14 protein-coding genes are annotated in these 13,695 nt (G+C 74.4%); 2 read left to right on the forward strand and 12 right to left on the reverse strand.

The features are described 5' to 3' along the window. From V3T34_RS11170 to serB, 6 genes are all read right to left on the reverse strand, one after another. Nucleotides 1–142 (reverse strand): 1-deoxy-D-xylulose-5-phosphate synthase N-terminal domain-containing protein (locus tag V3T34_RS11170; RefSeq protein ID WP_288586648.1); only part of this gene is annotated, 142 nt, incomplete at its 3' end. 69 nt (nt 143–211) lie between these two features. Continuing rightward, the gene (locus tag V3T34_RS11175) at nt 212–502 is read right to left on the reverse strand and encodes an exodeoxyribonuclease VII small subunit (protein ID WP_048431453.1); all 291 of its coding nucleotides are present in this window, start codon (nt 500–502) and stop codon (nt 212–214) included. A 129-nt stretch (nt 503–631) separates the two neighbouring features. Next, nucleotides 632–1,144, reverse strand: coding sequence for a tyrosine phosphatase family protein (locus tag V3T34_RS11180; RefSeq protein ID WP_060847608.1), 513 nt, complete (start codon nt 1,142–1,144; stop codon nt 632–634). Nucleotides 1,145–1,165: 21 nt separating this feature from the next. After that, entirely contained in the window at nt 1,166–1,750 is a 585-nt protein-coding gene (locus tag V3T34_RS11185) for an HD family hydrolase (RefSeq protein WP_305079799.1), read from the reverse strand. A gap of 26 nt (nt 1,751–1,776) precedes the next feature. Then, the gene (locus V3T34_RS11190) at nt 1,777–2,406 is read right to left on the reverse strand and encodes a DNA-3-methyladenine glycosylase I (protein WP_305079798.1); all 630 of its coding nucleotides are present in this window, start codon (nt 2,404–2,406) and stop codon (nt 1,777–1,779) included. A 156-nt stretch (nt 2,407–2,562) separates the two neighbouring features. Beyond that, nucleotides 2,563–3,459 (reverse strand): phosphoserine phosphatase SerB, encoded by an 897-nt coding sequence (serB, locus tag V3T34_RS11195; protein WP_060847606.1) that lies wholly within the window; start codon nt 3,457–3,459, stop codon nt 2,563–2,565. A 60-nt stretch (nt 3,460–3,519) separates the two neighbouring features. Here serB and miaA point away from each other — a divergent pair, with 60 nt between their 5' ends. Further along, nucleotides 3,520–4,452: a tRNA (adenosine(37)-N6)-dimethylallyltransferase MiaA gene (gene miaA / locus V3T34_RS11200; RefSeq protein WP_305077890.1), complete on the forward strand. Its 933-nt coding sequence runs from the start codon at nt 3,520–3,522 to the stop codon at nt 4,450–4,452. 137 nt (nt 4,453–4,589) lie between these two features. Here miaA and V3T34_RS11205 read toward each other — a convergent pair whose 3' ends face one another. The 5 genes from V3T34_RS11205 to V3T34_RS11225 all read right to left on the reverse strand — a co-directional run bounded on the left by V3T34_RS11205 (nt 4,590) and on the right by V3T34_RS11225 (nt 12,046). Further along, nucleotides 4,590–6,668, reverse strand: coding sequence for a hypothetical protein (locus V3T34_RS11205; RefSeq protein ID WP_060847604.1), 2,079 nt, complete (start codon nt 6,666–6,668; stop codon nt 4,590–4,592). 28 nt (nt 6,669–6,696) lie between these two features. Further along, the gene (locus tag V3T34_RS11210; protein WP_331369166.1) at nt 6,697–9,519 is read right to left on the reverse strand and encodes a DUF4159 domain-containing protein; all 2,823 of its coding nucleotides are present in this window, start codon (nt 9,517–9,519) and stop codon (nt 6,697–6,699) included. Between the two features lie 12 nt (nt 9,520–9,531). Next, a complete protein-coding gene (locus V3T34_RS11215; RefSeq protein WP_060847602.1) occupies nt 9,532–10,446 on the reverse strand; it encodes a DUF58 domain-containing protein in 915 nt (304 codons plus the stop codon). Nucleotides 10,447–10,450: 4 nt separating this feature from the next. Continuing rightward, complete coding sequence (locus tag V3T34_RS11220) at nt 10,451–11,461, reverse strand: AAA family ATPase (RefSeq protein ID WP_060847601.1); 1,011 nt, start codon at nt 11,459–11,461, stop codon at nt 10,451–10,453. 138 nt (nt 11,462–11,599) lie between these two features. Beyond that, nucleotides 11,600–12,046: a hypothetical protein gene (locus tag V3T34_RS11225; RefSeq protein ID WP_060849423.1), complete on the reverse strand. Its 447-nt coding sequence runs from the start codon at nt 12,044–12,046 to the stop codon at nt 11,600–11,602. 309 nt (nt 12,047–12,355) lie between these two features. Between V3T34_RS11225 and panB the strand changes: the two genes are divergently transcribed. Then, nucleotides 12,356–13,180 carry a 3-methyl-2-oxobutanoate hydroxymethyltransferase gene (gene panB / locus V3T34_RS11230; protein WP_060847600.1) on the forward strand — a complete coding sequence of 275 codons (825 nt, stop codon included), beginning with the start codon at nt 12,356–12,358 and terminating at the stop codon, nt 13,178–13,180. Nucleotides 13,181–13,247: 67 nt separating this feature from the next. Here panB and V3T34_RS11235 read toward each other — a convergent pair whose 3' ends face one another. Beyond that, nucleotides 13,248–13,631, reverse strand: coding sequence for a hypothetical protein (locus V3T34_RS11235; RefSeq protein ID WP_305077888.1), 384 nt, complete (start codon nt 13,629–13,631; stop codon nt 13,248–13,250). Between the last annotated feature and the right edge of the window lie 64 nt (nt 13,632–13,695).

Below are 13,695 nucleotides of genomic sequence, written 5' to 3' on the forward strand. Positions count from 1 at the left end.
GATGGCCGCCGGTGACCGAGACGGCGTCGATGGTCTCGGCGCGCAGTTCCGCGGCGAGCTGGGCGAGGTCGCTCTCGGGCAGCTGGCGCAGATCCGCGGGAATGCGGACGCGGTCGAGGAGGGGAAGGTTGAGCGGTGACACCGGAGCCATCCTCACGTCCGGAAGGAGGAAACCCGCCGCCGAGTCACGGCGCGGGAGGAATGGGAGCGATCAGGCGACATCGAGCGGCGCCGTCCCGGCGGCACGTCCGTCCGCCCCGAGGGTGATGCGCTGGATGCGCGCCTCGGCCCGCTGCAACAGCGTCTCGCAATGGCGCTTCAAGGCCTCGCCCCGCTCGTAGATCGCGACGGATTCGTCGAGCGGCACGTTGCCCTGTTCCAGGCGCTGAACGATGCCCTCGAGTTCCTCGAGGGCCTTCTCGAACGGCAGATCCGCGGTTCCGGTCGGGCCGGCGGGTGCGGAGGCTGCCGCGCGGCTGGCATCGGACCGGGCTGCGGACATGCGTGACGATGCTCCCATGATGAGCATCGGGTTATGGCGAGTGAGGTGACGTGAAACAACCCTTCCCCGGCGACGCAGGAGTGCCGATGCCCGTTTGCGCGCCAGGGCTGCCTTTCGGCCACAGTGGAATCACTCGATGGTGACGCTGAACGGCTCGCCCTCGAAGGCGTCCGCGCCGCGGCCGATCGCCGCGATGGCCGCCACCATGCGCCCGTCGCGGCCGAGCATCGCGTCCGCCACCGCGACGAGGCGCCGGTTCGGCGTCGCCGAGGGCGAGGCGAGGCGCAGCTCGCGGGCGATCTCGGCCTCGTCGCGGTCCGGCCGCAGGGCGCAGGTGGCGATGAAGGCGGCGGCGGTCGAGCGGCTGATGCCGGCGTAGCAATGGATCACCAGGGGCCGGGCCCGGTCCCAGGCGCGCACGAAGTCGAGAAGCCGGCGCACATGCGCCTCGTCGGGCAGGACGTGGCCGTCGAGGGCGTCGGTGATGTCGCTGACCCCGACGAACAGGTGGTCGGCTTCCGCGATCGCGGGCGGCCGGACCACCGGCGTGCCGACGTTGATCAGCGTCACCACGTGGCGCGCGCCCGTCGCGTCCACGGTCTCGGGCAGGCGGGACAGGGGGCAGACGTGCAGGGTCGGCATGGTGGCGACGGGTCCTTCGTCTCAGGAAGCGGGGCCATCGGCCAGGGTATCGGCCAGGGCGTGGAAGCGGGCCAGGAAGGCGCCTTGCGCGTCGGCGGTCGGCCAGGGATCCAGCAGGGCGGCGAGATCGGCGTCGACGCGGTCGGGCTTGCCGAAGACCCGCACGGCCTCGACCTGCGAGAAGCCGGCGAGCCGCGTCGCCTCCAGGTAGGCGCTTAGGCGGTCGGCGCGCTTGCTCAGGCGCTGCATCGCCGCATTCGGCGACGGGGCGAGCCCGAAGCGCAGGCGGATCGCCGCCAGCAGCCGGGTCTCGACCGCCTTGTAGGAATGGCCGATCGCCGCCTTGAACGGCGAGATGATGTCGCCGATCACGTATTCGGGCGCGTCGTGGAGCAGCAGCTCCAGGCGCTCGGCGGCTCCGAGGCCGGGCTCGAGGGCGCCGCCGATCGCCTCCACGAGCAGCGAGTGCTGCGCCACCGAGAAGACGTGCGGGCCCGCGGTCTGGCCGTTCCAGCGCGCGACGCGGGCGAGCCCGTGGGCGATGTCGGCGATCTCGACGTCGAGGGGCGAGGGATCGAGGAGGTCGAGGCGCCGCCCCGACAGCATCCGCTGCCACGCCCGGGCCGGGGCGCTCACGGCGCCGCTCCGAGGCCGCCGGGGCCCGGCAGGGCGGCGCACGGCGCGTGGCGGCAGCAGCCGACGAGGTGGTCGTGGAGCATGCCGACGGCCTGCATGAAGGCGTACACGATGGTCGGGCCGCAGAAGCCGAAGCCTTCGGCCTTGAGCGCCTTCGACATCTTTCGCGAGATCTCGGTCTCGGTCGGGATCTCGGCGCGGGTCTCGGCCGTGGTCTGGAGCGGGCGCCCGTCGACGAAGTCCCACAGGAAGGCCGAGAAGCCGGGGCCGCGCTCCTGGATGGCGAGGTAGGCCCGCGCACTGCGGATCGTCGCCTCGATCTTGGCGCGGTTGCGGATGATGCCGGTATCCTGCATCAGCGCCTCGACCCGCTCGGGCCCGAAGTGCGCGATCGCCTCGGGCTCGAAGCCCGCGAAGGCGCGGCGAAAGCCCTCGCGCCGGCGCAGGATGGTGATCCAGGACAGCCCGGCCTGGAACCCGTCGAGGATCAGCTTCTCGTAGAGGGCGCGGTCGTCGTGCTCGGGCACGCCCCACTCGGTGTCGTGGTAGGCGACGTAGAGCGGGTCGGTGCCCGGCCACCAGCAGCGCTGGCAGCCGTCGGGATGCAGGATCAGTCCGGTCGACATCCGGTCTCGTGTCACGATGCGGGGCTGCGAGGCAAGCGACCCGGCGAACTCACGCTAGAGCATTTTCCGACGAAGTGGATGCCGGTTCGTCGACGAAAATGCGGCAAAATCAGTAACCTAGAGAGCTTCGCGATTGCAACGCGATCGTGAAGCGCTCTACCCGACGAACTCGGCCGCCGCGAAGCCTTGCAGGTAGAGGAGCGCGGTGAGGTCGCCGTGATCGATGCGGGCATGGGCGGCGGCGGCGACCGCGGGCTTGGCCCGGAACGCGACGCCGAGGCCCGCCTCCTCCAGCATCGCGAGGTCGTTGGCGCCGTCGCCGACCGCCAGGGTCTCGGCCGGGTCGAGACCGAGGCGTGTGCGCAGCTCGACGAGCGCGTCGCGCTTGGCCTCGCGCCCGACGATCGGCTCCGCGACGGCGCCGGCGAGCGTGTCGCCTTCGGTCACGAGGCGGTTGGAACGGTGCTCGTCGAACCCGATCCGCGCCGCCACCGGCCCGGTGAACAGGGTGAAGCCGCCCGAGACCAGGGCCGTGTAGGCGCCGTGGGCCTTGAGGGTGCGCACCAGCGTGAGCCCGCCCGGCATCAGGGTGATGCGCTGCGCGATCACCGCCTCGACCGCCGCGAGCGGCAGGCCCTTGAGCAGGGCGACCCGCTCGCGGAGCGCCGGCTCGAAGGCGATCTCGCCGCGCATCGCCCGCTCGGTGATCGCCGCGACGTGCTCCTTGAGGCCGACCTCGTCGGCGAGCTCGTCGATGCATTCCTGGCCGATCATGGTGGAATCCATGTCGGCGAGGAAGAGCCGCTTGCGCCGGTGGGACGTCACCGCCTGCACGGCGACGTCGATCGGCTCGCCGGCGAGCGCGGTGCGCAGGCGCTCGGCGAGGCCCGCGGCGGAGGCGGGCGCGCCCTCGACCAGGATCTCGGCCGCGACCTCGCCGTGCAGGATCCGCGGTTGATGCTCGGTCGCCAGCAGCGCCCGTGCCTCGGCCAGCACCGCGTCGGTGATGGCGGGGCGCTCCGGGTTTGCTATCAGGGTGGCGACCAGGGTCATCGGGGATCTCGGGCTCGTCTCAGGCGGCGCGTCCCGGCCGCGCGCGTGAAAGGGGCAGGCATGGACGGGCGGGTTCGGGCGATCCTCATCGCAGGGCCGACCGCCTCGGGCAAGTCGGCGCTGGCGCTGGCGCTGGCCCGCCGGCACGGCGGCGTGGTGATCAACGCCGATTCGATGCAGGTCTACCGCGACCTCCACCTCCTGACCGCCCGCCCCGCCCCGGACGAGGCGGCGCAGGCGCCCCACCGCCTCTACGGCAGCGTGGACGGCGCGGTGAACTTTTCCGTCGGGCATTACCTCGCCGCGGCCGGTGCGGCCTTGGCGCAAGCCTGGGAGGCGGACCGCCTGCCGATCGTCGTCGGCGGCACCGGGCTCTATTTCATGGGGCTGACCGAGGGCCTGTCCGAGATCCCGCCGGTGCCGGACGCGATCCGCGCCGCGGTGCGGGCCGAGGCGGAGGGGCGCGAGACGCCCGGGCTGCACGCCGCCCTCGCCGCCCGCGACCCTGACGGCGCCGCCCGTCTCGACCCCAACGACCGCCTGCGGGTGCTGCGCGCGCTCGAGGTGCTCACCGCTACGGGCCGGCCGATCGCCGCCTTCCAGGCCGCGCGCCGGCCGGGTCCCCTCACCGGCCTGCCGTGCCTGAAGCTCTTCCTCACCCCGGACCGGGAGGTGCTGCGGGCGCGGATCGACGCCCGCTTCCTCGCCATGATGGCGGCGGGCGCCCTCGCCGAGGTCGAGGCGCTGGCCGATCGCGGCCTCGACCCGATGCTGCCGGTGATGCGCGCCCACGGGGTGCCGGGGCTGATCGCCCATTTGCGCGGGACGCTGTCCTACGACGAGGCGGTGGCGCGCGGCCAGGCCGACACGCGGCGCTACGCCAAGCGGCAGGTGACGTGGTTCCGCCACCAGGCCGGGACGGACTGGACCTGGCTGACGCCGGAGGCGGCGATGGCCGCCGCCGCGACCGGAGCCTGGGGCGAGCCGGGCTGACCGGCGACGCGGCCATTTTCCCTCGTCGCCGTCGGCCCTTGCCGGCGTTTCCTGCCGGCTCGCGTCAGGTGGCCGCCTGGCGGCGTCCGGCGTGAACGCACGCCGCCAAGCTCCTGCCGCGTCGGCGCGATCCGGGTTTACGCCCGTCCGCGCCGCCCCTCGGCCAGCCACATCGCCAGCACCGCCGCCGCGAGGGCCGCCAGCGCCGCGAGGCCGAGGCCCAGCGGGTAGACCGAGACGCCGCGCACCACCGCGCTGTCGCTCGGGCGAAAGCCGATCCAGTCGGAGCCGGACAGCCGGCCGGACCGCGCGAGCTGGAGGCGCGGGATCGCGATCCCGCCGCCGGCCTCGGCGAGCCGCCGCACCGAGCCGCCGGTGGCCTCGGCGAGCGGGCGCAGGCGCTCGGTGTCGCTGAACACGTCGACCAGCTCGCGCGGGTTGGCCGGCCCGACGCTCACGAAGGCGACGAGGGAGCCGGAGCGCAGGGTGTGCAGCCCCAGTTCCTCGGCCTCGAAGGCGGCGGCGAACAGGCCCGGCTTGTCGGGGTTCAGCGTCAGGGTGCGGGCCTTGCCGCTCGGCGCCGTCACGGTGACGGGTTCGGCGGTGTCGCCCATGGTCTGGCGCTCGACCCGGACCTCGCGGCCGTGGCCGGTGGTGGCGGCGCGCAGGGCCTCCTCCTCGAGCGCCGGCTCCTTCATCAGCCAGTGGCCGAGACGGCGCAGCAGGTCGAGATGCGGCCCGCCGCCCTCGTAGCCCCGGGCCCACAGCCAGGCATGGTCGGAGAGGAGGAGCGCCACCCGGCCCTTCTCCTCGCGCGACAGGGCGAGGAGCGGCAGCGAATCGGCGCCGGCCAGGATCGGGGTCACGCCGGGGCGGACCTCGGCGCCGATGAGCCGCAGCCAGTCGCCCCAGGCCGGCGGCGAGGCCTCTGAGCCCGGCAGGTCGCGGGTCACCGGGTGGCGCTGGCCGCTGTTGGTCAGCGCCGCCTTGTAGGGCCGCTCGACCACGCGCCCGTTCGGCTCGCCCGGCAGGATCGCGGCGAGCCGCGTGCGGGCGAGGCTCGCGGCCGAGGCGAATTCGGGGCCCGCCGCGATCAGCAGCGCCCCGCCCTCGCGCACGTAGCGCACGATGTTGTCGAAGTAGCTCGACGGCAGCACGCTCTGGTTGGCGTAGCGGTCGAACACGATGAGGTCGAAATCCTTGATCTTCTGCTGAAACAGCTCGCGGGTCGGGAAGGCGATCAGCGACAGTTCGGAGATCGGGGTGCCGTCCTGCTTCTCGGGTGGACGCAGGATGGTGAAGTGGACGAGGTCGACGTTGGCGTCGGACTTGAGCAGGTTGCGCCAGGTGCGCTCGCCGGCATGGGGCTCGCCGGAGACCAGCAGCACCCGGAGCTTCTCGCGGATGCCCTCGATCGGCAGCACCGCGCGGTTGTTGGCGGTGGTCAGTTCGCCCGGCAGCGCCTCGGCCTCGATCTCGACGACGTTGGGCCCGCCATGCTCGACCCGGAGCGTCAGGTTGAACGGCTGGCCGGTGCGGACCGACTGGCGCACCACCTCCTCGCCGTCGCGGCGGACGGTCACGACGGCCGAGCCGGTGCCGCCGCGCTCCATCACCTCGGCCCGGATGGTCTGGTCGCGCCCGACGATGCCGAAGCGCGGCGCCTCGATCAGGCGGATCTGCCGGTCGCGCTCGTCGGGCCGGCCGGTGACCAGCACGTGGAGCGGCGCCTTGAAGCTCGCGGCGGCGAGGCTCGCCGGGATGTCGTGGACGACGCCGTCGGTCAGCATCACCACGCCGGCGAGGCGATCGGGCGGGACGTCGGCGAGCGCGCTCGAGAGCGCCGTGAACAGCCGCGTGCCCTCGTCGCCGCCGGCCTCCGGCACCTCGACGAAGCGCGGCTCGATCTCGGTCAGGGTGCCCAGGCGCCGCTGCAGCTCGGCCTTGACCCTGTCGGTCATCGCCGGCCGGTCGCCGAGGCCTTGCGAGCCCGAGCGGTCGACCACCACGGCGACGATGTCCTTGACCGGCTCGCGCTCCTCCTGGACCAGCGAGGGGTTGGCCAGCGCCAGCAGCACCAGGGCGAGGACGAGGACCCGCAGCAGCGCCACCGGCCCGCGGGCGAGGAACGCCACCACGGCCAGGAGCGCGGCGAGGCCGCCCAGGGCCCAGAGCACCGGGACCGGGACGAGCGGGGCGAGGCTGAGGCTCAGCATGAACGATACCGTTGGGTGATGCGACGCCTCACTGCCCCAGCCGCTCCAGCAGAGCCGGAACGTGGACCTGGTCGGCCTTGTAGTTGCCGGTGAGCGCGTACATCACGAGGTTGACGCCGCCGCGGAACGCCATCTCGCGCTGGCGCGGATCGCCGCCGACGAGGGGGTAGAGCGCTTCCCCGCGCCGGCCGACCGCCCAGGCGGAGGCGAGGTCGTTGCCCGTGATGACGATCGGCGAGACGCCGTCGCCGGCCCGGGCCGGGCGGCGCTCGCCGCCCTCGCTCGCCGGCGGCAGGGCCTCGACCCAGGTCTGGCCGGTGGCGTAGCGGCCCGGGAACGCGTCGACGAGGTAGAACGCCTTGGTCAGCACGTGATCGCGGGGCACCGGCTCCAGCTCCGGCACTTCCAGCGTCGCCAGCATCCGCTGCAGGGCGAGGGCCTCGGGCGTCGGCGGACCGCCCGGGCGGGCGGTCATGGCGTCGCGGGTGTCGAAGATCACCGTGCCGCCGTTCTTCATGAAGGCGTCGATCCGGCGGATCGTCGCCTCGCTCGGCAGCGGCCGGCTCGGCACGATCGGCCAGTAGATCAGGGGATAGAAGGCGAGCTCGTCCTTGGCCGGATCGATGCCGGCGGGCTCGCCGGGTTCGAGGGCGGTGCGGCTCGCCAGCATCTGGGTCAGGCCGGCGAGGCCGGCCCGGCTGGTCTCGTCGACCGTGGCGTCGCCGGTGATCACGTAGGCGATGCGGGTGACCAGCGCCGATTCGATGCCGTTCGGGCGGTTGGCGGCGGGCTCGGCGGCGCGCGCGGTCTCGGGGCCTGCGCCGAGCACCAGGAGGCCGAGCACGAGGGCGGCCGCCGCCGGCCGCCGCCGCAGGCGCGCCGACAGGCGGCCGAGGAAGCCGCCGAGCCACAGGCTCGCCAGGGTATCGAGGGCCAGCAGCAGCAGGGCCGCGAGGAAGAACGGCCCGCGCAGGTCGCGGGTGCGGGCCTCCTCCAGGCCGCCGAAGCGGGCGCCGGCGAGCGCGGCGAGGTCGAGCGGCTTCAGGCGATCCTCGGCGGTCAGCGCGTTGACGGCGAGCCCGCCGTCGAGCGGGCCGTAATAGCCCGGCGGGTGCTCGGGGGTCGCCCGCTCGGTCCAGGTCGCCGGTACCGCCCGGGCGGTGGCGGGCGGGGATTTCAGCGCCCCGAAGCCGTCGAGGGTGAGGCGCGGGGCGAGCACCGGCGGGGCGGCGCCGGGCGCGGCATCGGCCGTCGGCGGGGTGGTGCCGGCGAGCGCTACGACCCGGCGCAGCATGGTGACGAACAGGCCCGACAGCGGCAGGTTCGACCAGGTGGTGTCGGCGGTGACGTGGACCAGGACCACCATGCCCTCCCGGCGCTTGGCCGCGGTGACGATCGGGGTGCCGTCCTGCAGGGCGGCCCAGGTGCGCCGGGCGAGCTCGCCGTCCGGCTCCGCGAGGATCTGGCGGCGCACGCCGATATCGGCCGGCGGCGTCAGGCCCGCGAAGGGACTCTCGGGGGCGAAGGGCGCGAGCGTGCGCGGGCTGTCCCACGACAGGGTGCCGCCGAGGTTGCGCCCGCCCCGGCGCAGGCGCACCGGCACGAGGTCGTCGCTGCCGGCGGCGAGCCGCGGCCCGGCGAAGCGCAGGAGCAGCCCGCCCTTGTCGACGAAGGCCGAGACCCGCTCCAGCGTCGCGGGGTCGAGGGCGCCGACATCGGCCAGCACCAGCACCGAGACCTGGGAATCGAGCATCTGGCCGATCGATTCGGCGACGCCGCGCCCGCCCCTGGGCTCCAGCACGTCGGCGAAGGGGGTGAGCGCCCGCGACAGGTAGTAGGTCGGCGAGAGCAGCGGCTGGGCCTGGTCGGCCGTGCCGCCGAAGACGAGGCCGACCCGGCGCCGCCGCCCTCGCTCGTCGGCCAGGACCACGGCGCCGGCCGAGTGCTCGCCGGCGATCTCGAACCGCGCGATGGCGTTGCGCAGCTCCACCGGCAGGTCGAAGCGGACCGGCGCCGCGTCGGCCCCGGCCGCGAAGGAATAATTCGTCTCGGCGAGCGGCAGGCCCTTGGCGTCGAGGGCCCGGACCGTGCCGGCATCGCGCCCGTTGGCGGCGGCCCGCACCACGCTCACGCCGAGCTGCCCGCCCGACGAATCGGGGCCGGCAAGCGCCAGCGCCGGCGGCCGCTCGGCCTTGAGCACGGTGATCTCGGCGCGGTCGCGGCCGGCCACCGCCGCGAGGCCCTTCGGGAAGGCGTCGCCGTCCGGCCCGGCCACGCCGTCGTGGATCCACACGACGGTGCTGCCCGGCGTCTTGTCGAGGAAGGCGGTGAGTGCGGGGAGATGCGCGGCGCGGTCGGCGAGGTGCGGCAGCGGCTCGATCGCCCGCAGGCGCTCCAGGGCCGGGCCGGGGCCGGTGGCCTCGATTCCCGTCGGGCCGGAGGCGGTGGGCAGGAGCGCCACCGGCCGGCCGGCGCGGGCCGCCGCCTCGACCTCGGCGGTGGCGACGCGGAGGCGGTCGCGCCAGTCCTGGGCGGCGGAAAATCCGTTGTCGAGGATGAGGACGAGGGGAGCGCGCCCATCGCTCGCGGCCTGCGGGGTCGGGTTCCAGACCGGCCCCGACACCGCCAGGATCAGGCAGGCGGCCGCGAGCAGCCGGAGCGCCAGCAGCCAGGGCGGGGTGCGGGCCGGCGTCTCGCGTTCGGGCAGCAGGTCGGCGAGGATGCGCAGCGGCGGGAAATCGATCCGCCGCGGCCGCGGCGGCGTCACCCGCAGCAGGTACCACAGCGCCGGAAGCGCGATGAGGGCCGCGAGGGCAGCCGGGGCGGCGAAGCCGAGGGGCAGTCCGAACATCGAGGGCGCTCCTCAGCCCGCGCCGCGGGCGGCGGCGACCAGGGTGACGAGGCGAAAAGCCGCCTCGCTCGCCGGCCGGTCGGTGCGGTGCAGGGTCAGCGTCCAGCCCTGGGCCCGGACGATCTCGCCCAAGGCGTCGCGGTGGGCGCGGATCCGCCGGCGGTAGGCCTCGCCCCAGGCGGCGGCGTCGCCGACCCGCAACGACAGGCCCGCCTCGAGATCGTGCAATTCGGCCTCGCCGGAGAACGGAAACGTCTCCTCGACCGGATCGACCACCATCACGAGGTGGCCGCGGCTGCCGGCGGCCGCGATGGCCGAGACCCTGGCCCGCACCTCGTCGGGCGGTGACAGGAAGTCGCCGATCAGCACCACCTCGTCGAAGCGGCCGACGGGCGCGCGGGGCGGCAGGTCCTCGTCGAGGCCCGACAGGTCGGCCGACAGCGTCTCGGCCATCCGCTCGACGATGGTGCGGGCGGCGAGCGGCCGCGACAGGCCGAGCAGCCCGACCCGTTCGCCGGCCTCCACGAAGGTGTCGCCGAGCGCCAGCGCCAGGACGAGGGCGCGCTCGATCTTGGGCGCCTGGGCGAGGTCGGAGCCGAATCCCATCGAGGCCGAGCGGTCGACCCAGAGCCAGACGGTGTGGGCCGCCTCCCATTCGCGCTCGCGGACGTAGAGCCGGTCGTCCCGGCCCGAGCGGCGCCAGTCGACCCGGCTCGCCGCCTCCCCGGCGACGAAGGGGCGGAACTGCCAGAAGCTCTCGCCCGGCCCGGCCCGGCGCCGGCCGTGCAGGCCGTGCGCGAGCGTCGCGGCGACCCGGCGGGATTCGAGGATCAGGCGCGGCATCCGCTCGGCGAGGGAGAGGGCTGTCTCGGTCTCCCGCCGGCCGGGGGCGCGGGCACCCGCGTCGAGGACGCGCGTCGGGGCCACCGGGTCAGAGCCGCCCGACGAGGCGGCCGATCAGGCCGGGGATCGTCTCGCCGTCGGCGCGCGCCGCGAAGCTGAGCGCCATGCGGTGCTTGAGCACCGGCTCGGCGAGCGCCGCCACGTCGTCGACCGAGGGCGCGACCCGGCCCTCGATCAGCGCGCGGGCGCGCACCGCCAGCATCAGCGCCTGGCTGGCGCGGGGGCCGGGGCCCCAGAGCAGCTTGTCGGCGATCGCCGCGTCGCCCCCGACGGGGCGCGCGGCGCGCACGAGGTCGAGGATCGCGTCGACGACCGCCTCGCCGACCGGCAGGCGCCGGACCAGGCGCTGGGCCGAGAGCAGGGACTCGGTGTCCATCACCGCCTGCGGTGCGCGCTCCTCGGCGCCGGTGGTCTCGATCAGGATGCGGCGCTCGGCGGCGCGGTCGGGATAGCCGACGTCGATCTCGAGGAGGAAGCGGTCGAGCTGGGCCTCGGGCAGCGGGTAGGTGCCCTCCTGCTCGATCGGGTTCTGGGTCGCGAGAACGTGGAACGGCCGCGGCAGGTCGTGGCGGGCGCCGGCCACCGAGACGAAGCGCTCCTGCATCGCCTGCAGCAGCGCCGACTGGGTGCGGGGGCTCGCCCGGTTGATCTCGTCGGCCATCAGGAGCTGGGTGAAGATCGGCCCGCGCACGAAGCGGAACGAGCGGTGCCGGTCCTGGTCCTCGTCGAGGATCTCGCTGCCGAGGATGTCGGAGGGCATCAGGTCGGGGGTGAACTGCACCCGGCGCGCATCGAGCCCCAGCACGGTGCCGAGCGTCTCGACGAGCTTGGTCTTGGCCAGGCCCGGCAGGCCGACGAGGAGCCCGTGACCGCCCGCCAGCACCGTCACCAGCGCCAGGTCGACCACGGCCTCCTGCCCGAAGATGACCTCGTGGATCGCCGCGCGGGCGCGTCCGACGCCGTCGAGACAGGCCTCCGCGGCGGCGACGATGCCGTCGTCCATGGGGGTCGCGGCGGCCGGCGCGCTGGCGTCACTCATGCGGTCTCCTCGATCGTCGCCCTCGGCACCGGCGGTGCCGACGAGGCACGACGGGTGCCTCTCGGGATCCGCGAGTGTGGATCCCTTCCCCACCGCAAGGCAAGGTCGGCGCGACGACGCAGGGCGGCGCGGGGAGCCTCAGGGCTCCCCGGCCGGGCCGGCCGTGCCGGGCGCCTCGCTGTCGGCCCGCGGCTCGGCGTTGGCGAAGGTCTTGGTGGTCAGCAGCGGCTCGAGGCGGCGGGCGAGCTGCTCGCCGAGGTGGCGGGTGTAGGGGCCGGTGAAGTAGCGCCCGCCGGCGCCGCGGCCCTCGAGGTGGTCGCGGGCCTTGGTCATCGCGTCGACCTCGGGCCGGCACAGGAAGCCGATCACCCCGGCCGCCTCGTACCAGCGCCCGGCCCGGGCATGGGCGAGCGCCGCCGGGTTGTTGCCGATGGTCTCGGCGAAGCAGTCGGTCGCCGCCTGTTCGAGGGGGGCGAGCACCGCGCGCCGATGCTCGGCGCGGCTCGCCGGGGCGGCCGCGTGGGCTGCCGCGGCCAGCTCGACCGTCGCGAGAGTGCAGATTGCGCCGTACAGCAGAGCTCTCATCATCAGGCCTTCGCGTCGAATCGACCGACTGTAACCCGGCGAGCCTCGCGCCGATCAAGGGCGGATCTGCGGCAGGTTCCATCGCCGCGGCGATTTTTCCGGGCTGTGTGCTTTCGGCACGAAGCTTAGCCGAGCAGAGGCCGGGATCGCGGCGACGCTCATCTCCCCGGCCGTGCCGCCGGGTCCGTCCGGCCCGGGGGACGGCGTCGGCCCTCCTCCCTCCGCCCGGGCTGCCCGGGAGACCGAGGCCCTCTATGATCGTGCCACCCGGGCGCCCGCGGGGCGCGCCGCAACCCGAGGAGGCATGCCATGTCGCAGGTCGTGCAGTCCCGCCGCCTGACCGCCCCGGACCTCGCCCGGCGCAAGGCCGAGGGGCGCAGGATCGTCGCCCTCACCGCCGCCTCGGCGCAGATGGCCGGCATCGTCGATCCGCATTGCGACGTCGTGCTGGTCGGCGATTCGCTCGGCATGGTGGCGCACGGGCTCGACTCGACCCTGCCGGTGACCCTGGAGATGATGATCCTGCACGGGCAGGCGGTGGTGCGGGGCACCGCCCATGCGCTCGTCGTCGTCGACATGCCGTTCGGCTCCTACGAGGCGAGCCGCGAGCAGGCTTTCGCCAGCGCGGCGCGCGTCCTCAAGGAGACCGGGGCCGGGGCGGTGAAGCTCGAGGGCGGTGCGCATCTCGCCGAGACGGTGGCGTTCCTGACCCGGCGCGGCATCCCGGTGATGGGCCATGTCGGCCTCACCCCGCAGGCGATCAACACGATGGGGGGTTTTCGGGTGCAGGGGAAAGCACCGGATGCGGGGCGCCTGCTCCTGGAGGATGCCCGGGCGATCAGCGAGGCCGGCGCCTGCGCGATCGTGCTCGAGGGCATCGTCGAGCCGGTGGCCCGCGCCATCGCGCAGGCCCCGGAGGTCACCGCGCCGACCATCGGCATCGGCGCCTCGCCGTCCTGCGACGGCCAGATCCTCGTGCTGGAGGACATGCTCGGCCTGTCCGACCGCACCCCGAAATTCGTGAAGCGGTTCGGCGCGCTGCGCGGCCAGGTCGAGGCGGCGGTGCGCGCCTACGCGGAGGACGTCCAAGCCGGGCGCTTCCCGGAGGAGGCGCAGACCTACGGCGGATCGTAGGCCCGCCCGTCGCGGATCAGCCTCTCGGCTGGCGGCCTCGGTACCCTTCTCGGCCGCGGCGCTTCTCTCAGCCGCGGCGCTCGGCGTTCCAGCGGCCCTTGCAGGCGGTGGAGCCGGAGGTGGTCCAGGTGCCGTTGCCGCCGCCATCGGCGGTGAGCCGGCCGACCACCTGCGCGGCCGCGTCGCCCCGGCTGATCGTCGCCCGCACGCCGCCGCTCGGCTGCACCCGGCCCGATACCGTGAAGTCGCCGCCGCCGGCGTAGCGCGCCTGGCCGTTCTGGATGATCACGCCGTAGCGGTAGGCGCGGTCGCAGGCCCCGCTCTCGGTGATGACCTCGACGCTCCAGTTGCCGTCGAAGCGGTCCGCCTTGGCGCCACCCTTGGCGAAGGCGGGCGACGCGGCGCCCGCCAGGCACAATCCCGCCGTGAGGGCGGACACGATCAGCTTCATGGTCCTTGATTCCCGATTCGGTCAGGCGACAAACTCGGCAGCCCGGGCTTGGTTGCCGCAACGC

The sequence above is a fragment of the Methylobacterium ajmalii genome (assembly GCF_036448855.1).
GTDB classification, from domain to species: domain Bacteria; phylum Pseudomonadota; class Alphaproteobacteria; order Rhizobiales; family Beijerinckiaceae; genus Methylobacterium; species Methylobacterium ajmalii.